The following is a 17,924-nucleotide window of genomic DNA, read 5'->3' on the forward strand; positions in this document are numbered from 1 at the left end:
CCCTTTTTCAATCAGATCTCGACCTGTGTTCCCAGCTCGATTACCCGGTTGAGCGGCAGGTTGAAGAAGCGCAGGTTACCATTGGCATTTTTCAGCAAGAACGCGAACAGGTTGCCGCGCCAGCGTGACATCCCTTCCAGGCGCGACGCGATCACGGTTTCACGGCTCAGGAAGTAGGTCGTACGCATCGGGCTGAAGTCCAGCGCGTCCAGGTGGCACAGCTTGAGCGCCGCCGGCACATCCGGCTCATCCATGAAGCCAAAGTGCAGCAGCACGCGGAAGAAGCCATCACCATAGGCCTCCACTTCAAAGCGCTCCTGGTCCGGCACCCGTGGCCGATCCTCACTCACCACCGTCAGCAGCACCACCTGGCTGTGCAGCACCTGGTTATGCAACATGTTGTGCAACAGGGCATGCGGCACCGCATCCGGGCGCGCAGTGAGGAACACGGCGGTCCCCTCTACCCGGTGCGGTGGCTGCACACGGATGCTGCTGATGAACACCGGCAGTGGCAAACCACCTTCATCTATACGCTCGACGAGGATCTGCTTGCCGCGCTTCCAGGTGCTCATCAGCAGGAACAGTACGCCGCCTGCAAGCACCGGGAAGGCACCGCCCTGTACGATCTTCGGCACGTTGGCGGCGAAGAACAGCCCGTCGACAAACAGGAAGCCCAGCAGAATCGGCACGGCCAGCACCGGCGGCCATTTCCACAGCAGCAGCATCACCGCCGACACCAGAATGGTGGTCATCAACATGGTGCCGGTCACCGCCACACCGTAAGCCGCAGCCAGCGCACCGGATGACTCGAAACCGATCACCAGCAGCACCACACCGACCATCAGCGTCCAGTTCACCGCCCCGATGTAGATCTGCCCCTGTTCATCACTGGACGTGTGCTGGATCTGCATGCGCGGAATGTAACCGAGCTGGATGGCCTGGCGCGTCAGGGAAAAGGCACCGGAAATCACTGCCTGCGATGCAATCACCGTGGCCATGGTCGCCAGCCCCACCAGCGGCAACAGCGCCCAGCTCGGGGCCAGCAGGTAGAACGGGTTGCGTGCGGCCTCGGGGTTTTGCAGCAGCATTGCGCCCTGGCCGAAATAGTTGAGCACCAGCGCCGGCAGCACCAGGGCAAACCAGGCACGGGCTATCGGCTTGCGGCCGAAGTGCCCCATGTCGGCATACAGCGCCTCGGCACCGGTCAACGCCAGCACCACCGCGCCCAGAATCGCCACGCCCATGCCCGGATGGACGATGAAGAAATTCACCGCCCAGCCTGGGTTGAATGCCTTGAGCACTTCCGGGGTCTGCGAGATGCCATGCACCCCCAGCGCGCCCAGCACCACGAACCAGGTGACCATGATCGGCCCGAACAGCTTGCCGATCTTTTCGGTACCGTGCTTCTGCACCAGGAACAGCGCCACCAGCACCACCAGCGATATCGGCACCACCCAATGGTCGATACCGTCGAACGCCAGGCCCATGCCCTCCACCGCCGACAATACCGACACCGCCGGTGTGATCATGCTGTCGCCGTAGAACAACGAGGCGCCGATCAGGCCGCAGATGACCATCAGCGTGCGCAACCGTGGGTAAGCCGCGGTGGCCCGTCGCGCCAGCGCCGTGAGCGCCATGGTGCCGCCCTCGCCCTGGTTGTCGGCGCGCAGGATGAACATCACGTACTTGAACGACACCACCCACAACAGCGACCAGAGGATCAGCGACAGGATCCCCAGCACGCCATCATGGTTGACCGGCACCCCGTAACCGCCGGTAAAGACTTCCTTGAGGGTATACAACGGGCTGGTACCGATATCGCCATAGACCACCCCAACAGCTGCCACCAGCAGGCTCAGCGACTTTGCCGTCCCGTGCCCGCCTTCGGCGTGACTGCTTGCCTGAACCATCGACCACTCCCGCAAACGGCCACCAAGGCCGGTAGAATTCACCTCAGCGCCGGGGCATCGCAGATACCCGGACGCAACGGCGCGAAGCATAGCGCAGCGTTCGTCGCATTTCTGCTAGTCAAGCGACCTTGCGCTCGCAGGAATTGCGCAATTGTTGATCAGGTGCGCCAAAAACCGCCCGTTGAGACCGCACCCGTTTAAGCCCGGGGCGACCTGCGTTTTGCCTATGCCGCTCGTCCCCTGATCAAGAAAAATCACATGCTGACACAAGCGCTACCTTGAACAATGTAGGTTAACCCCCTATCATCCAACTACGCCAATGACGCACAGAAGGAGCTGCATGATCTTCATCGAAACTCCAGTATTCACCTCCGATCTCAAGGAGCATCTGGATGATGAAGAATACCGGGCTTTTCAGGCCTATCTGTCTGAGCGTCCGGAAGCCGGCTCTCTCATAGAGGAAACCGGCGGCCTCAGAAAAGTCCGCTGGGCGGCCAAGGGCAAGGGCAAGAGTGGGGGTGTGAGAGTGATCTACTACCACGTCACTGCAGCCCACCAGATCCGTTTGATTCTGATCTATCGCAAGGGAATCAGGGATACCTTGACAAATAGTCAGAAAGCGCAGCTTCGCGCACTAAACAAAGGGTGGAAATAATGGAAAAGAATCTCTTCGATCGTCTTGTGGAAAGCATGACTCAGATGGATGAGATCGATCGCGGGGAGCGTCAGCCTTCGCGTGAATTCCACGTAGACGCAGTTCAAGTCAAAAAAATTCGTCAAGCCACTGGCCTCTCCCAGGCCATGTTCGCCAAACGTATTGATGTCGCAGTAGGCACTTTACGAAATTGGGAACAAGGCCGTCGCGAACCTGAGGGACCAGCTCGTGCCTTGCTCCGTGCGATCCATAACGATCCTGAGCATGTACTTGCAGCCTTGAGCTGAGTGCACAAAAGCCCGCAATAGCGGGCTTTTTTATGCACGGAGTTCCGATACGAGCCTGGCCTTTTCCCACCTTGTCGGTCAGCGTCTCTGGGCGATTCATCATTTGCCATTCAGCAACCTGGCGAGAGCTGAGTGTCCATTTGAACTGCATCACAAACGCCTCAAGATGATTCAGGACAACGCGATAGAGGGTGGCCAGGTCGCAGTTAAAGGGGTTCAGCAGCGTTCGTCGCATTTCTGCTAGTCAAGCGACCTTGCGCTCGCTAGAATTGCGCACTTTTTGATCAGAGGCGCCAAAAAGCGCCCGTCAAGACCGCCCCCGTTTCCGCCCGGGCGGCCTGCATTCAATACCGAGGTTAGTCATGTCCACCACGCCCGCCACCCCCAAGGTAGGATTCGTAAGCCTGGGTTGCCCCAAAGCCCTGGTCGATTCCGAGCGCATTCTGACCCAGCTGCGCATGGAAGGTTATGAAGTCGTGCCCACCTACGAGGACGCCGACGTGGTGGTGGTCAACACCTGCGGCTTCATCGACAGTGCCAAGGCCGAGTCGCTGGAAGTCATCGGCGAAGCGATCAAGGAAAACGGCAAGGTCATCGTCACCGGCTGCATGGGCGTCGAAGAAGGCAGCATCCGTGATGTGCACCCCAGCGTGCTGTCGGTCACCGGCCCGCAGCAGTACGAGCAGGTAGTCAATGCTGTGCACGAAGTGGTGCCACCGCGCCAGGACCACAACCCGCTGATCGACCTGGTGCCGCCGCAGGGCGTCAAGCTGACGCCGCGCCACTACGCCTACCTGAAGATTTCCGAAGGCTGCAACCATAGCTGCAGTTTCTGCATCATCCCGTCGATGCGCGGCAAGCTGGTCAGCCGCCCGGTCGGTGAAGTGCTGAGCGAAGCCGAGCGCCTGGTCAAGGCTGGCGTCAAGGAGATCCTGGTGATTTCCCAGGACACCAGCGCCTACGGCGTCGACGTCAAGTACAAGACCGATTTCTGGAATGGCCGCCCGGTCAAGACCCGCATGCTCGAGCTGTGCGAGGCGCTGAGCAGCCTGGGTGCCTGGGTACGCCTGCACTACGTGTACCCCTACCCGAACGTCGACGACGTGATCCCGCTGATGGCCGCCGGCAAGATCCTGCCGTACCTGGACATCCCGTTCCAGCATGCCAGCCCCAAAGTGCTCAAGTCGATGAAGCGCCCAGCCTTCGAAGACCGCACCCTGGCGCGCATCAAGAACTGGCGCGAACAGTGCCCGGACCTGGTGATCCGCTCGACCTTCATCGTCGGCTTCCCGGGCGAAACCGAAGAAGACTTCCAGTACCTGCTGGACTGGTTGACCGAAGCCCAGCTCGACCGCGTCGGCTGCTTCCAGTACTCGCCGGTCGAAGGCGCCCCGGCCAACGACCTTGGCCTTGAAGAAGTACCGGATGACGTCAAGCAGGCACGCTGGGACCGCTTCATGGCCCACCAGCAGGCCATCAGCAGTGCACGCCTGCAGCTACGCATCGGCAAGGAAATCGAAGTGCTGATCGACGAAGTCGAAGAGCAAGGCTCGGTGGGCCGCAGCTTCTTCGATGCTCCGGAAATCGACGGCAGCGTGTTCATCGATGGCGACCACGGCTTCAAGCCGGGCGACAAGGTCCGCTGCCGTGTCGTCGATGCCGATGAGTACGACATGTGGGCCGAGCCAATCTAAGGTCACTTGGTTATCCATCGCCTGTATTGGGGCCGCTTTGCGGCCCCAGCGCTCCTGAGTGAACCGCACTACGCCCCACTGGCAGGGCCTTTTTTTGCATCTATGGTTTCCTCAATGGCCAACGAGGAATACCGGCATGCACTTGATGCTGCAAACACCCCACCTGAGCGACTACCCCGAACTGGCCCAGGTCTGGGAAGACTCGGTACGCGCGACCCACGAGTTCCTGCCCGACGCCTACATCACGCTGCTGCGTGAACATGTTCTGGGCAAGTACCTCGACGCCGTCATGCTGGTCTGCTGCAGGCATGGCCAGCGCATCTGCGGCTTCGCCGGTGTCGCCAACGGCCGCGTGGACATGCTGTTCGTTGCCCCGCAGTACCGTGGCCAAGGCGTCGGAAAGCGCTTGCTGCGCTACGCCATCAGCGAGCTGAATGCCGAACGCCTCGACGTCAATGAGCAAAACCCCCAAGCCTTGGGTTTCTATCTGCACGAAGGTTTCGAAGTCATCGGCCGCTCGGAAACCGACGGCTTGGGGCAGCCTTACCCATTGCTTCACATGAAGCTGGTTCCTACAGCTCGCTAGGAGCGCACTGTAGGATGCCGTCCGATACTTCCGAAATGGCGCATTTGACACAGATTCCCGTCATCAACTGCGCATGGGCAGGTACAATGCAAGACTTTCCCTGCCTTGCGAATTGCCCGCCATGTCCGAACCCATCCGCCTGTCCAAACGCCTCATCGAGCAGCTCGGCTGCTCCCGCCGTGAGGCCGAGCTGTATATCGAAGGGGGCTGGGTCACGGTCGATGGCGTGGTCGTCGAGCAACCTCAGTTCAAGGTCGACAACCAGACCGTGGAACTGTTGCCAGGCGCCAATGCACAGGCGCTGGACCCGGTTACCCTGCTGCTCAACCAGCCGGCTGGGGTCGATATCGACACGGCGCGCGCCAGCATGAACCTGGCCAGCCTCAGCGAAGCGCACCGCGAGGGTGTGCGGCCCCTGCACGGGCATTTCGCCCGGTTGACCTGCTCTGCCCCTCTCGAGCGCGGTGCCAGCGGCCTGCAGATATTCACGCAAGACTGGAAGGTAACCCGCAAGATCGAGGCCGACCTGCGCAAGCTGGAGCAGGAATACATCATCGAAGTGCGCGGCGAGACCACCCCACAGGCGCTGGAGCGCCTGGCACGCGGGGCGACGCGCAACGACCGGGAACTGCCCAAGGCCAAGGCCAGCTGGCAGAACGAAACCCACCTGCGCCTGGCCTTGAAAAACCCACAACCCGGGCAGATTTCCGAGATATGCGCTTACCTGCGCCTGGAAGTGCTCAGCATGCGCCGTATTCGCCTGGGTGGGGTATCCATGGGCAAGCTGCCTGTGGGCCAGTGGCGTTACCTGGCCGGCACTGAACGTTTCTAAGCAATGCGCCACGCCGTTGCGTGGCTTCTGAACAGGATTTTGCAGCAATGAACCACAATGATGTCCTGCGCAGCCTGCGCTACATGCTCAAGGTGAACGACGCCAAGATGGCCGAAATCATCGCGCTGTCGGGCCTGGAGGTAAACCCGGTGGTACTCGCCACCTACCTGAAGAAAGAAGACGAGCCCGGTTTTGTGCGCTGCCCCGAGCGGGTCATGGCGCACTTTCTGGACGGCCTGGTCACCCACCGCCGTGGCAAGGATGACAGCCGTCCGCCACAGCCGGTCGAGCTGCCGGTGACCAACAACACCGTGCTCAAGAAGCTGCGCGTGGCCTTCGAGCTCAAGGAAGAAGACCTGCATGCAATCCTCAAGTCGGTCAACTTCCCGGTGTCCAAGCCCGAGCTCAGCGCGCTGTTCCGCAAGGTCGGCCACGACAACTACCGGCCCTGCGGCGATCAGTTGCTGCGCAACTTCCTCAAGGGCCTGACCCTGCGCGTGCGCGGCTGAGTGACCATGCAGCATACGGTTTCGCCCGTCGGCATCGTGCGCTCCTGCTTCAAGGAGAAGTTCGCCATACCGCGCCAGCCCCAGCTGGCGCCGGCGGCCCGTGGTGTATTGGAACTGCTGCCACCGTTCGACCAGGGTGATGCGGTGGCAGGCCTGGAGCAGGTCAGCCATGTCTGGCTGCTGTTCCTGTTCCACCAGGCACTGGAAGACAAACCACGCCTGAAGGTGCGCCCGCCGCGCCTGGGCGGCAACAAGAGCATGGGCGTGTTCGCCACGCGTGCCACCCATCGGCCAAACGGCATCGGCCAGTCGGTGGTCCGGCTGGAGGGCGTTGAACCGGGGCGGCTGCTGTTGTCCGGCATCGATCTGCTCGACGGCACGCCGGTACTGGATATCAAGCCCTATGTCCCCTACGCCGACAGCATCGCCGGGGCCAGCAACCTGATGGCCAGCGAAGCCCCTGAGGCAATCGGCGTGCAATGGGCGGACAGCGCGCTGCCGCAGGCCCACGAGCATGCGTTGCGCCTGGGCGAGCCGCTGGTAGAGCTGATCGAGCAGTGCCTGGCACAGGATCCGCGGCCTGCCTATCAGGTACCGCCAGCGGAGCGCGTATATGGGGTGAAGTTCTGGGACGTACAGGTCAGGTGGCACTACCCGCAGCCGGATGTGATTCGGGTGCTTGAGGTTGTGGGCGACTGACAGCGCCTCAGGCGGCAGGCATAAAAAAACGCAGACCTGGGTCTGCGTTTTTTAATACAGCGGTGGCGTTACTTCTCGACGAACGCGCGCTCGATCAGGTAGTCACCTGGCTCGCGCATCCGCGCAGAGACTTTCAGGCCGAAGCTGTCGAGCACTTCGCTGGTCTCGTCGAGCATGCTCGGGCTGCCGCAGATCATGGCGCGGTCGTCCTGCGGGTTGATGGGTGGCAGGCCGATGTCGCTGAACAGCTTGCCGCTGCGCATCAGGTCGGTCAGGCGGCCCTGGTTCTCGAACGGCTCGCGGGTCACGGTTGGGTAGTAGATCAGCTTGTCACGTACCGCCTCACCGAAGAACTCGTTCTGCGGCAGGTGCTCGGTGATGAACTCGCGGTAGGCCACTTCGTTCACGTAACGCACGCCGTGCACCAGGATCACCTTCTCGAAGCGCTCGTAGGTTTCCGGGTCCTGGATGACGCTCATGAACGGCGCCAGGCCAGTGCCGGTGCTCAGCAGGTACAGGTGCTTGCCCGGGTTCAGGTCATCGAGTACCAAAGTACCGGTAGGCTTCTTGCTGATGATGATCTCGTCGCCTTCCTTCAGGTGCTGCAGCTGGGAAGTCAGCGGGCCGTCCGGCACCTTGATGCTGAAGAACTCCAGGTGCTCTTCCCAGTTCGGCGAAGCGATGGAATAGGCGCGCATGAGCGGACGGCCGCTTTCCTGCTGCAGGCCGATCATCACGAACTGACCGTTCTCGAAGCGCAGGCCCGGGTCGCGGGTGCACTTGAAGCTGAACAGGGTGTCGTTCCAGTGATGCACACTGAGGACACGTTCGTGGTTCATGTTGCTCATCGATGGGGCTCCTGAAGAAAACGCAGCGCGCAAAGCGCACAGTTGCGCAATAGTTTAGGGGCAGCGACAATATCTGTTAACTGAATTATCAAGATATGTGTTATCGGTTATATCGATATGCGATTCACACTCCGCCAGCTCCAGGTCTTCGTCGCCGTGGCCCAGCATCAGAGCGTCTCACGGGCCGCCAGCCTGCTGGCCCTGTCGCAGTCGGCTGCCAGCACTTCCATCACCGAACTGGAGCGTCAGTCAAGCTGCCAGCTGTTCGACCGTGCGGGCAAGCGCCTGGCCCTCAACGCGCTTGGCCACCAGTTGTTGCCACAGGCAGTTGCGCTGCTTGACCAGGCCAAGGAAATCGAAGACCTGCTCAACGGCAAGTCCGGTTTCGGCTCATTGGCCGTCGGTGCCACGCTGACCATCGGCAACTACCTGGCCACCTTGCTGATCGGCAGCTTCATGCAGGTGCACCCGGAGAGCCAGGTAAAGCTGCATGTACAGAACACAGCTCATATCGTGCACCAGGTGGCGCAGTACGAAATTGATCTGGGTCTAATCGAGGGCGACTGCAACCACCCGGACCTGGAGGTGCAGCCGTGGGTCGAAGACGAGCTGGTGGTGTTCTGTGCGCCGCAGCATCCGCTGGCCAACGTGGGCCGGGCCAATATCGAAAGCCTGTCGCAGGAAGCCTGGATCTTGCGCGAGCAGGGCTCCGGTACGCGCCTGACCTTCGATCAGGCCATGCGCCATCATCGCGCCAACCTGAATATCCGCCTGGAGCTGGAGCATACCGAAGCGATCAAGCGTGCCGTGGAGTCGGGCCTGGGCATTGGCTGCATCTCGCGCCTGGCCCTGCGCGATGCGTTCCGCCGTGGCAGCCTGGTGCCGGTCGAGACCCCGGAGCTGGACCTCATGCGCCAGTTCTACTTCATCTGGCACAAACAGAAATACCAGACCTCCGCCATGCGCGAGTTTCTTGAGCTCTGCCGCAACTTCACTGCGGGCTTTACCCGCAGTGACGAGATCGTATTGCCACCGATTGCCTAGAGCAGGATGACGCCCCAGACCAGGGCCACCATGGTCAGCGCTACCAGCTGTGCGGCGCTGCCCATGTCCTTGGCGTTTTTCGACAGCGGGTGGCGCTCGAGCGAGATGCGATCGATCGCCGCCTCCACTGCCGAGTTGAACAGCTCGACAATCAGGCCGAGCAGGCAAACGGCAATCATGATCGCCCGCTCTGCGCGACTGACCGGTAGCCAGAAGGCAATCGGAATCAGCAGTACGTTGAGCAGCACCAGTTGGCGGAAGGCAGCCTCACCCTTGAAGGCGGCGCGCAAGCCGTCCAGCGAATAGCCGGCGGCGTTGAAGATACGTTTGAGGCCCGTCTGGCCTTTGAATGGCGACATGTGCGTCACTTTACCGATGAAAGGCCAGCAGACTAGTTGAAAAAGCATCAAAAAAGCGTGAAGGCGCAGGCAGTTAGCTGCTCGCAACCGATTCCAGTTGTTGCAGCAGCAAGGCCGCCTGGGTGCGCGTACGCACACCCAGCTTGCGGAATATCGCTGTCACGTGGGCCTTGATGGTAGCCTCCGAAACACTCAGTTCATAGGCGATCTGTTTGTTCAACAAGCCTTCGCAGACCATGGTCAGCACGCGGAACTGCTGCGGCGTAAGGCTGGCGAGGCCTTCGCTGGCGGCCTTGGCCTCGGCCGACACATCGACTTTCTCGAACGCCTGTGGTGGCCACCAGACTTCACCGTCGAGCACTTTTCTCACCGCATCCTGAATCACTTCGAGGCCGCTGGACTTGGGAATGAAGCCACTGGCGCCAAACTCGCGGGACTTGACCACCACGGCAGCCTCTTCCTGAGCCGAAACCATCACCACCGGGATTTGCGGGTACTGGCCGCGCAACAGTACCAGCCCGGAGAAACCGTAGGCACCTGGCATGTTCAGGTCCAGCAGGACCAGGTCCCAGTCGGCTTTCTCGCTCAGCCGGGTTTCAAGCTCGGCGATGCTCGCCACTTCAACCAGGCGTACATCCGGCCCCAGGCCAAGGGTAACGGCTTGGCGCAGAGCGCTGCGAAACAGCGGGTGGTCATCGGCAATCAGGACTTCGTAAGTGGCCATCGATCTAGGGATCCTGTTCTGTGCCAGGCGCATGCGGGGGAATAATAGCGCCGGGCGGGGAATCGGCGGCAAGGGTGGCGAGCACGCAGGCGCGGGTCAACCGATCGCCCTGCCGCCTCGCCGCACCCCGGCTGCCAGCCCCGTCATTATGAACCAAAGCGGGGCTGATGCCCCTTGGACTATAGGAAGGTATGCAAACGCTGGTGGATATCATCCTGCTCATCCAGCGGCAACCGACGCTTGCCACTGAGGTAATGCAGGCTGAACACGTCCAGATACGCATCCAGTGCCTGAGAGGCCTGGCTGTCGCCCGCGAGGTCCAGGCACATGGCAGCCACCTCTGCGGTACAGAAGTGATCGTCACGTTTGGAGCGACGCAGGCGATAGCGCGACATCTGCTCGGCCTGCAGGCTCAATACCGGGAAGCGCTCAAGATAAGGGCTCTTGCGGAACATCTTGCGGGCTTCGGTCCAGGTGGCATCCAGCAGGATGAACAACGGGCGCTTGCCCGCGGTACGCACCACTTCGCTGACCACGCGCTCCTGCGCAACGAACTCACCGGGGAAGACGATGTACGGCTGCCACTGCGGATCATCCAGCAGCGCCAGCAAACCTTCGTCCACCGAAGTACGCAGCCAGCCGAACGCTGAGGTGTCTTCGATCAGGTCGGCGATCAGCCAGCCGGTGTTGGTCGGTTTCAACGGCTCGGTGTCATGCATCAGCAGGCATACACCGGAGTCTGCCTGCACCCTGGGCTTCCAGGCGCACAGGCAATGCGTGGCGATCACCCGACAGTCAGGGCAGCGCTCGGCGCGTGAACCACGGGCAATGAATGGCTTGATGCTGCGAGCCAGGCGTTCGGCGCGCAAGCGCGCTACCGCGTGGCTCATGCTGGCAAGCCTCGGGGGAGGATGTGACTGGACACTGCGATAACTCGGAGAAAACAAACCGCCAGTCTAACAGAGCAGGCGTCATTTGCCGTGCAGCAGGACGGGTTGGTCCCTTATAATCTGCGCTTTGGCGGCCGCGAAGTTGCCCGTGAACATGCTTGATTCAGGGAACGCCTGCTGCCAGCGCATGTCAAAGCGCCAGTCATCGAACCAGGAGAGATTCATGCTGCGTCTTATTGTCCCGACCCTGAGCCTGTTGCTCACCCTGCCACTGGCAGCCCACGCGGCCTCCAAGCAGGAATTCGAACTGAACAAGACGCTGCAGAAGGTCGCCAAGGAAAGCAGCGTCGGTACCCCGCGGGCCATCAACGAAGATATTCTCGACCAAGGCTATACCGTCGAAGGCAAAGCCTTGGTCAACCACTTGAGCGTACGCCCTGAGCACGCCGCGCGCATGCAGGCAAACCCCGAGCAGGTACGCAGCCAACTGGGTGACAGCGTATGCCGCAACAGTGGCTACCGTAACCTGATGTCCAAGGGCGCAGTGATGGTCTATCGCTTCACTGTCTACAAGACCAACCAACCGGTCATGGACCAGGCGTTCGACGCTGCCAGTTGCACTGCCGGTAACAAGAAGAAGTAATCAGCTGACCCGCTCATCCTCCGCGCGCCGCGGCCCTTCGTCGGCGCGCATCTCCGCCAGTAGCGCCTGCAGATAAGGTGACTGGCACTCAAGCGCAGCCAACCGCCGCCGACACTCCACCTCCAGGCTCACATGGTGAACCTGCGCCGCATTTTCAAGCTGCTGATAAAGCTGCCGGTCTACCTCGATGACCAAGCGATGCATACCGCCACCTCCTGCATCGACACGTTTCGCTTCACCAGTTAATCAAACCCTCGCCATCAATGGTCATGCGCCGACGAGCGGCCACGCAGATCACAACGGCACGAACGGTCGCGAGGGTCTAGATTGATAGCGAAGACTGTGAAAACAACACGATGAATTTGCGCAACTGCATCAGGGCCTGAAGGCCTACTGCAATGCTTGGGTTGCACACTCGAGCCAGAGCAGCCAGCGACGCACGTAGTGTCGCGGCCAAGCCGGACCCTCGGCTCGGTCAGAGGTTTTGCTGCAGAAGGAGACGTTGAATGCCTTACCAACCCAGTGAGTATCTATTCAATCATTTCAGGGACAGCGGTATCGACCTGAGCAAGATCGACCAGCAACTGCAACTGGTCGCCCCCGACAGCCCCAACCTGCCACTGTACCGTGACATGATGCTGACCGTCCTGCGCATGGCCCACGATGACGGTGATCGCTGGAACGCCAAGATCACCTTGCAGGCACTTCGCGAACTGGACCAGTCATTCCGCACCCTGCAACGCTACAAGGGCCGGCGCAAGGTCACTGTGTTCGGTTCGGCGCGCACACCACTGGAACACCCGATGTACGCCTTGGCCCGCGAATTGGGGGCCACGCTTGCCCGCTCCGACCTGATGGTCATCACCGGTGCTGGTGGCGGCATCATGGCGGCCGCGCACGAAGGTGCGGGCAGCGATCACAGCCTGGGGTTCAATATCACATTGCCCTTCGAACAGCATGCCAACCCCACCGTCGATGGCACTGACAAGCTGTTGCCCTTCCACTTCTTCTTCATTCGCAAGCTGTTCTTCGTCAAGGAAGCTGACGGCCTGGTGCTCTGCCCTGGAGGCTTTGGTACGCTCGACGAGGCACTGGAAGTGCTCACGTTGATCCAGACAGGCAAGAGCCCATTGGTGCCTGTGGTTCTGCTCGACTCACCGGGTGGCAGCTTCTGGCGTGACTGCCTGGACTTCATCAGCCGCCAACTGGAAGAAAACCGTTATATCCTCCCCACCGACCTCAAGTTGGTGCGCCTGGTACACAGCGCCGACGAGGCCGTAGAAGAGATCAACCAGTTCTACAGCAACTACCACTCCAGCCGCTGGCTCAAGAACCAGTTCGTGATCCGCATGCACCACCGGCTCAGCGACGCCGCACTGCATGAAATTGAGGAGGGATTTGCCGATTTGCGCCTGAGTGGCAAATATCACCAGCACGCAGACAGTGGCGCAGAGCACGAGGTAGGCAACTACAGCCACCTCACGCGCCTGACCTTTGCGTTCAACGGTCGCGACCAGGGACGCCTGCGTGAACTGGTGGACTTTATCAATCTGCCGGAGAACTGGGCCAAACCACAGCCGATGCACACGACTCAGCGGGCGCGTGAGGCGTTGAAGGTCAGCTAGGCAAGTTTAATCGTACAAATCCCGGCCGCTGAGCAGGCGGCCGATCATCTCCATGGGGAAGCCACGGTAAGCGAGAAACCGGGTTTGCTGTGCACGGCTGCGAGGGTCTTGCGGGCGCTGCCCGGCATACTTGCGCTGCCAGGCTTCCTGTAACCGCTCCGCCCAATCGACACCGCTGTCACGCAGTGCCTGGTCGACATCTCCACGGTTCAGGCCACGCTGGCCAAGCTCTTCGCGAATCCGCGCAGGGCCATAGCCAGCATTGGATCGGTACCTGATGAAGCTTTCGAGATAGCGGGCTTCGCTAAGCAACCCTTCTTCGGCGAGCCGATCGAGCGCAGGCTCGATCAGCTCATCCGTCGCGCCGCGCTGGCGCAATTTGCGCGTCAGCTCTACGCGACCATGCTCGCGTCGCGCGAGCAGGTCCATGGCTGTCCGTCGAACGGCGACGGGGGTGTCGAGTACGGCGGACATGATCGGCCAAGCAGCTATCAGTAACCGGCGTCGGCGTCAGCCACGTCGTCAGCGTTGGCGTCGGCAGCAGCAGCCTTGCCAGCTTCAGCAACAACACCCGCCTTGAGCAGCTTCTCGCGGATCTGCTTCTCGATCTCGGCACCAATAGCCGGGTTCTCGTGCAGGTACTTGGCAGCGTTAGCCTTGCCCTGGCCGATCTTGTTGCCCTGGTAGGCATACCAGGCACCGGACTTCTCGACCAGGCCTTGAGACACGCCCAGGTCGATGATTTCGCCGTTGCGGTAGATGCCCTTGCCGTAAAGGATCTGGAACTCGGCCTGACGGAATGGCGGCGAGACCTTGTTCTTGACGATCTTCACGCGGGTTTCGCTGCCCACTACTTCGTCGCCTTCCTTGACCGCGCCGGTACGGCGGATGTCGAGGCGCACCGAAGCGTAGAACTTCAGGGCGTTACCACCGGTGGTGGTTTCCGGGCTACCGAACATCACGCCGATTTTCATACGAATCTGGTTGATGAAGATGACCAGGCAGTTGGCGTTCTTGATGTTACCGGTGATCTTGCGCAGCGCCTGGGACATCAGACGGGCCTGCAGGCCGACGTGCATGTCACCCATCTCGCCTTCGATTTCGGCTTTGGGTACCAGGGCAGCCACGGAGTCGACGATGATCACGTCAACGGCGTTGGAGCGCACCAGCATGTCGGTGATTTCCAGCGCCTGCTCACCGGTGTCCGGCTGAGAAACCAGCAGGTCGTCGACGTTGACGCCCAGCTTGCCGGCGTATTCAGGGTCGAGGGCGTGCTCGGCGTCGACGAAGGCGCAGGTGGCGCCGCTCTTCTGTGCTTCAGCGATGACCGACAGGGTCAGCGTGGTTTTACCCGACGATTCCGGGCCGTAGATTTCGACGATACGGCCTTTTGGCAGGCCGCCAATGCCGAGGGCGATGTCCAGGCCCAGGGAGCCGGTAGAGATAGCCGGGATGCCTGTGCGCTCGTGGTCGCCCATGCGCATGACCGCGCCTTTGCCGAATTGGCGTTCGATCTGACCCAGGGCCGCAGCCAAGGCGCGCTTCTTGTTGTCGTCCATTGAAATCCTCACGTGTTCGACTTGGCCCTGATGGCCGGAATACCTGTATAAGTAGCCAGTATTATTCCACAGGGAAGCGTTTGAGCAAACCCCTGTCGTCGAATTACTCGGTACCGAGCTGTAACAAACCGTCTAACGCGGCGATCACCGTTTGTCGGCGCACCGCTTCGCGGTCGCCATCGAAGTGGCGACGCTCACTGATCACGTGCTCGCCATCCGCCCAGGCCAGCCACACGGTGCCCACCGGTTTGGCCGGCGAACCTCCATCTGGCCCGGCTACACCGCTGACGGCAACGGCAAAGCGCGCGCCACTGGCAACCTGGGCGCCACGGGCCATGGCCTCGACCACTTCCTGGCTGACCGCGCCTACCTGGCTGAACAGCGGTTCAGGGACGCCAAGCTGGCGGGTCTTCTGCGAATTGGAGTAGGTGACATACCCAGCCTCGAACCAGGCGGAGCAACCGGGTACACGGGTGATGGCTTCTGCGATGCCACCACCGGTGCAGGATTCGGCAGTGGTGATCTGAGCGTTCAAGCGGCGCAAGTGTTCGCCCAGACGGGTGGAGAGAGCGGTGATCGGGTCCATGGGTGGTTCCTTGGGGAGACGGATGACACCGTAGCACTTGAGTTGGCATAGCGGGATAGGCGTTGCAATGCGCAATGCGCGGCGTGTTAGTGACCATCCGTATCACGCAGCCCCAGCCGCCTCATCGCCCACCGCTCATACATACGCATTGCAACATCCGCTCCCCCCACAGCGGTCAGGCAGCCCACCCCGCTGGCCGCCCAGATCGACAAGCCGGCGGCGTACAGCAGCATCCCGGTCGAAACCCCACAAATGACGCAGGCGCCGGAGCGCAGCACCAGTCGTCGCAAGAGCGACCACCCGGTGGCGCCGGCCTTGTCCGCCCGCCACATTTCGCCACTCAGGCCGGCCAGCAATGCCAGGGCGATCACCACCCAGAGCGGCAACTCCAGCAACACTTGCTGCTCGTTGATCACGGCGCTGCCTCCTGTGTATTGGCCGTCAACACTGATCGGCAGGCGAAAATGAGGGGGAAAGAGCAAAACCCGTCCAACCCAATTTATGCATTTACGCATAACAGGTCAATGCACCGGTTCACATTTCCATGAGGCAACAAAAAACCGCCGAAGCGGTTTTATGGAGGAACACCCCCTCAGCGGGCATACATGCCCCACCAGAACACATGGCCGAGCAGACTGATCTGCTCCTCCTGCAGTTGCTGGAAGCTGTAGTCCTCATCGGGATGTTCATCGCGGTTGAAGCTGCGCAGGCGGATGCCTGTGGGCAATCGGTAAACCTGCTTCACCCGTAATTGGCCGTTGTGGTTGATGGCGTAGAGGTCACCGTCGATGATGTCGCCAATCGAGCACTTGCCGGTATTGACGCCGACGGTAGCCCCGTCGCGCAGTACGGGCAGCATGCTGTTGCCGCGCACGGTCACGCATTTGGCCTGGTCGAACTGCACACCGTTATGGCGCAAGCTGCGCTTGCCAAACCGCAGACGGGCACGCTCGCTCTCTTCGATGACGAATCTTCCAGACCCAGCTGCCAATTCGACCTCGCGAAGAAAAGGGACCGACACCTCGTCGTCCTCGACGGGTGTTTCATCATCCCAGAGGCTGATGTCGCGCAGGTCCGCATGGCCATTAACGGGCAGCGCGGCTTCACGCGGCGCGCCCAACTCGGCACGGCCGCGCAGCTGCTCGGTGCTGACGCCAAAGTAGCTGGCGATCTTCGACACGTGCTTGTCAGAAGGGTCGACGATCTTTTCACCGAGAATGCGCGACAAGGTGGACTGGGGCACGCCCGTGCGCCGATGCAGCTCTGTCGGGGACAGGCTGTGGCGGTCGAGCAGTACCCTGAGTACGGTGGCTATATTGCGTTTTTGCATAGCATGCATAATGCCGCTACATCTCACACAATGCAATGCAGGTGCAGGCCGGGCTCAACCCGCCTTCAGGCTTTCGAGAGCAATCGCAGTGAATGCGCGCTCATCGTTCCGCCCCAGCCGCGGCAAACCCTCGGGCCACGCTTGCGACCACTCGAAACCGTCGAGCTGACGCATGTCCTCGATCGCCGAGCGCCACCAGATCACCCTGCAGGCGCGCTGATACTCGTCGCCACCGATACCGCTGCCATACAGCAGTTTGCGCCCGATGCCGCGCAACTCGGGTGGAACACGCTTCAGGCTCCATTTGACCGAAAGCCGGCCAAGCCAGGAAGGGACCGGGCGCTGCATCGGTACCTTGAGCGCCTGCTTGCACAGGCGCGGGTCGAACTGGTCGCCGCAACGCCTGAAGAAAATCTCAAGAATGGCGTGAATGTACTGCTTCACCGCGAAATAGTGGCTGATGACGCCACGCGCCTCGTTGATCTGCGCGCCATGCAGTTCGAACGAAAAAGCAATCTGCTCGATGGTATGCAGGGCCGAGGCGTACTGCGTCCAGGCATCGATGCGCTGGATGGCACGCTCGGCAATCGCGGCGTTTTCGAGGGCAAAGCCCATGACGCCGCTGTTGCAAAGGCGCAAGTCATCCACTGGCGCCTCGCCAGACAACGTCAGGCCGCGGGTAAAGCCTGCGTAATAGGCGCTGTGGGATGCCTCCGCCCAGCTCATCTCGACTTCGTCCACCAGAAAGTGCTGGGCATCTACCTGCTGGAACAGCTTCTGCGGCGATTGCAGGAAGACTGTGTCGGTATCGATGAAGATGGTCTTCTCTGCCCAGCGGGACGCATGGGCAATGGCGCAGGCCTTGCGCCGGTGGGTGTAGCCGCCCTCTCCGGACCAGTCCGCGAGCCTTTGCCCATCCAGCACTACCACGTCCACAGGCCAGCCATCGAACGCCTGTGGCTGGTCGGTCAGCACGCGGATGGTCGGCAGTTCGCCCGGCTTGCTGCGGGCAAGTGCGGTAAGGATGCTGAATTTGGCCTCAAGCTGATAGATGCGGCGCTCTCCATAAAGGAGGTAGATCAATTGCTGCTTTACGAAGGGGACACTGCTGGGCACTTTCATTACACATCGCGTGGAGCGGGCT

At 61.1% G+C, this 17,924-nt stretch carries 23 protein-coding genes and 1 pseudogene; 10 read left to right on the forward strand and 14 right to left on the reverse strand.

The window, feature by feature from the left end:
- Positions 1-11 precede the first annotated feature (11 nt).
- Complete coding sequence (locus tag ABEH27_RS00860) at positions 12-1,910, reverse strand: potassium transporter Kup (RefSeq protein ID WP_346611750.1); 1,899 nt, start codon at positions 1,908-1,910, stop codon at positions 12-14.
- 340 nt (positions 1,911-2,250) lie between these two features.
- Between ABEH27_RS00860 and ABEH27_RS00865 the strand changes: the two genes are divergently transcribed.
- Positions 2,251-2,565: a hypothetical protein gene (locus ABEH27_RS00865; RefSeq protein WP_346611751.1), complete on the forward strand. Its 315-nt coding sequence runs from the start codon at positions 2,251-2,253 to the stop codon at positions 2,563-2,565.
- Positions 2,565-2,852, forward strand: a complete 288-nt coding sequence (locus ABEH27_RS00870) for a helix-turn-helix domain-containing protein (RefSeq protein WP_346611752.1) — start codon at positions 2,565-2,567, stop codon at positions 2,850-2,852. Before ABEH27_RS00865 ends, ABEH27_RS00870 begins: the two co-directional genes overlap by 1 nt.
- Before the next feature lie 73 nt (positions 2,853-2,925).
- On the opposite strand, the pseudogene ABEH27_RS00875 reads toward ABEH27_RS00870, so the two are convergent.
- A pseudogene (locus ABEH27_RS00875) lies at positions 2,926-3,075 on the reverse strand (DNA adenine methylase); the annotation flags it as partial.
- Positions 3,076-3,214: 139 nt separating this feature from the next.
- Here ABEH27_RS00875 and rimO point away from each other — a divergent pair.
- From rimO to tsaA, 5 genes are all read left to right on the forward strand, one after another.
- Positions 3,215-4,546 carry a 30S ribosomal protein S12 methylthiotransferase RimO gene (gene rimO, locus ABEH27_RS00880; protein ID WP_346611753.1) on the forward strand — a complete coding sequence of 444 codons (1,332 nt, stop codon included), beginning with the start codon at positions 3,215-3,217 and terminating at the stop codon, positions 4,544-4,546.
- A gap of 136 nt (positions 4,547-4,682) precedes the next feature.
- Positions 4,683-5,132 (forward strand): GNAT family N-acetyltransferase, encoded by a 450-nt coding sequence (locus ABEH27_RS00885; RefSeq protein ID WP_346611754.1) that lies wholly within the window; start codon positions 4,683-4,685, stop codon positions 5,130-5,132.
- A gap of 121 nt (positions 5,133-5,253) precedes the next feature.
- The gene (locus ABEH27_RS00890; protein WP_346611755.1) at positions 5,254-5,964 is read left to right on the forward strand and encodes an rRNA pseudouridine synthase; all 711 of its coding nucleotides are present in this window, start codon (positions 5,254-5,256) and stop codon (positions 5,962-5,964) included.
- Positions 5,965-6,011: 47 nt separating this feature from the next.
- Positions 6,012-6,473, forward strand: coding sequence for a DUF1456 family protein (locus tag ABEH27_RS00895; RefSeq protein ID WP_346611756.1), 462 nt, complete (start codon positions 6,012-6,014; stop codon positions 6,471-6,473).
- 6 nt (positions 6,474-6,479) lie between these two features.
- On the forward strand, positions 6,480-7,172 hold the full coding sequence (gene tsaA, locus ABEH27_RS00900; RefSeq protein WP_346611757.1) for a tRNA (N6-threonylcarbamoyladenosine(37)-N6)-methyltransferase TrmO: 693 nt from the start codon (positions 6,480-6,482) through the stop codon (positions 7,170-7,172).
- 68 nt (positions 7,173-7,240) lie between these two features.
- Here the strand turns inward: tsaA and fpr are convergent, their stop codons facing one another.
- Positions 7,241-8,020: a ferredoxin-NADP reductase gene (fpr, locus tag ABEH27_RS00905; protein WP_167069020.1), complete on the reverse strand. Its 780-nt coding sequence runs from the start codon at positions 8,018-8,020 to the stop codon at positions 7,241-7,243.
- Between the two features lie 117 nt (positions 8,021-8,137).
- On the opposite strand from fpr, the gene finR reads away from it, so the two are divergent.
- A complete protein-coding gene (gene finR, locus ABEH27_RS00910) occupies positions 8,138-9,064 on the forward strand; it encodes a LysR family transcriptional regulator FinR (RefSeq protein WP_346611758.1) in 927 nt (308 codons plus the stop codon).
- Here the strand turns inward: finR and ABEH27_RS00915 are convergent.
- The 4 genes from ABEH27_RS00915 to ABEH27_RS00930 form a co-directional block, all read right to left on the reverse strand.
- Complete coding sequence (locus tag ABEH27_RS00915) at positions 9,061-9,423, reverse strand: diacylglycerol kinase (RefSeq protein WP_008094698.1); 363 nt, start codon at positions 9,421-9,423, stop codon at positions 9,061-9,063. The genes finR and ABEH27_RS00915 overlap by 4 nt on opposite strands.
- A gap of 73 nt (positions 9,424-9,496) precedes the next feature.
- A complete protein-coding gene (gene erdR / locus ABEH27_RS00920) occupies positions 9,497-10,147 on the reverse strand; it encodes a response regulator transcription factor ErdR (protein WP_346611759.1) in 651 nt (216 codons plus the stop codon).
- 179 nt (positions 10,148-10,326) lie between these two features.
- The gene (locus tag ABEH27_RS00925; RefSeq protein ID WP_346611760.1) at positions 10,327-11,037 is read right to left on the reverse strand and encodes a tRNA-uridine aminocarboxypropyltransferase; all 711 of its coding nucleotides are present in this window, start codon (positions 11,035-11,037) and stop codon (positions 10,327-10,329) included.
- Positions 11,038-11,118: 81 nt separating this feature from the next.
- On the reverse strand, positions 11,119-11,262 hold the full coding sequence (locus tag ABEH27_RS00930) for a hypothetical protein (protein ID WP_346611761.1): 144 nt from the start codon (positions 11,260-11,262) through the stop codon (positions 11,119-11,121).
- On the opposite strand from ABEH27_RS00930, the gene ABEH27_RS00935 reads away from it, so the two are divergent.
- Positions 11,261-11,680 carry a quorum-sensing-regulated virulence factor family protein gene (locus tag ABEH27_RS00935; protein WP_346611762.1) on the forward strand — a complete coding sequence of 140 codons (420 nt, stop codon included), beginning with the start codon at positions 11,261-11,263 and terminating at the stop codon, positions 11,678-11,680. The genes ABEH27_RS00930 and ABEH27_RS00935 overlap by 2 nt on opposite strands.
- On the opposite strand, the gene ABEH27_RS00940 is transcribed toward ABEH27_RS00935, so the two are convergent.
- Positions 11,681-11,884: a hypothetical protein gene (locus ABEH27_RS00940; RefSeq protein WP_346611763.1), complete on the reverse strand. Its 204-nt coding sequence runs from the start codon at positions 11,882-11,884 to the stop codon at positions 11,681-11,683.
- A gap of 302 nt (positions 11,885-12,186) precedes the next feature.
- Between ABEH27_RS00940 and ABEH27_RS00945 the strand changes: the two genes are divergently transcribed.
- Positions 12,187-13,305, forward strand: coding sequence for an LOG family protein (locus tag ABEH27_RS00945; RefSeq protein ID WP_346611764.1), 1,119 nt, complete (start codon positions 12,187-12,189; stop codon positions 13,303-13,305).
- A 6-nt stretch (positions 13,306-13,311) separates the two neighbouring features.
- Here the strand turns inward: ABEH27_RS00945 and recX are convergent, their stop codons facing one another.
- The 6 genes from recX to ABEH27_RS00975 form a co-directional block, all read right to left on the reverse strand.
- On the reverse strand, positions 13,312-13,779 hold the full coding sequence (recX, locus tag ABEH27_RS00950) for a recombination regulator RecX (protein WP_346611765.1): 468 nt from the start codon (positions 13,777-13,779) through the stop codon (positions 13,312-13,314).
- A 17-nt stretch (positions 13,780-13,796) separates the two neighbouring features.
- Positions 13,797-14,864 (reverse strand): recombinase RecA, encoded by a 1,068-nt coding sequence (gene recA, locus ABEH27_RS00955; RefSeq protein ID WP_346611766.1) that lies wholly within the window; start codon positions 14,862-14,864, stop codon positions 13,797-13,799.
- A 103-nt stretch (positions 14,865-14,967) separates the two neighbouring features.
- Positions 14,968-15,450: a nicotinamide-nucleotide amidohydrolase family protein gene (locus ABEH27_RS00960; protein ID WP_346611767.1), complete on the reverse strand. Its 483-nt coding sequence runs from the start codon at positions 15,448-15,450 to the stop codon at positions 14,968-14,970.
- 86 nt (positions 15,451-15,536) lie between these two features.
- Entirely contained in the window at positions 15,537-15,866 is a 330-nt protein-coding gene (locus tag ABEH27_RS00965) for a phage holin family protein (RefSeq protein ID WP_346611768.1), read from the reverse strand.
- A 176-nt stretch (positions 15,867-16,042) separates the two neighbouring features.
- Entirely contained in the window at positions 16,043-16,789 is a 747-nt protein-coding gene (locus ABEH27_RS00970) for a S24 family peptidase (protein ID WP_346611769.1), read from the reverse strand.
- Between the two features lie 45 nt (positions 16,790-16,834).
- On the reverse strand, positions 16,835-17,902 hold the full coding sequence (locus ABEH27_RS00975; RefSeq protein ID WP_346611770.1) for a hypothetical protein: 1,068 nt from the start codon (positions 17,900-17,902) through the stop codon (positions 16,835-16,837).
- Positions 17,903-17,924: the final 22 nt, after the last annotated feature.

The organism is Pseudomonas sp. P39-UII1, from assembly GCF_039672635.1.
Lineage (GTDB): Bacteria > Pseudomonadota > Gammaproteobacteria > Pseudomonadales > Pseudomonadaceae > Aquipseudomonas.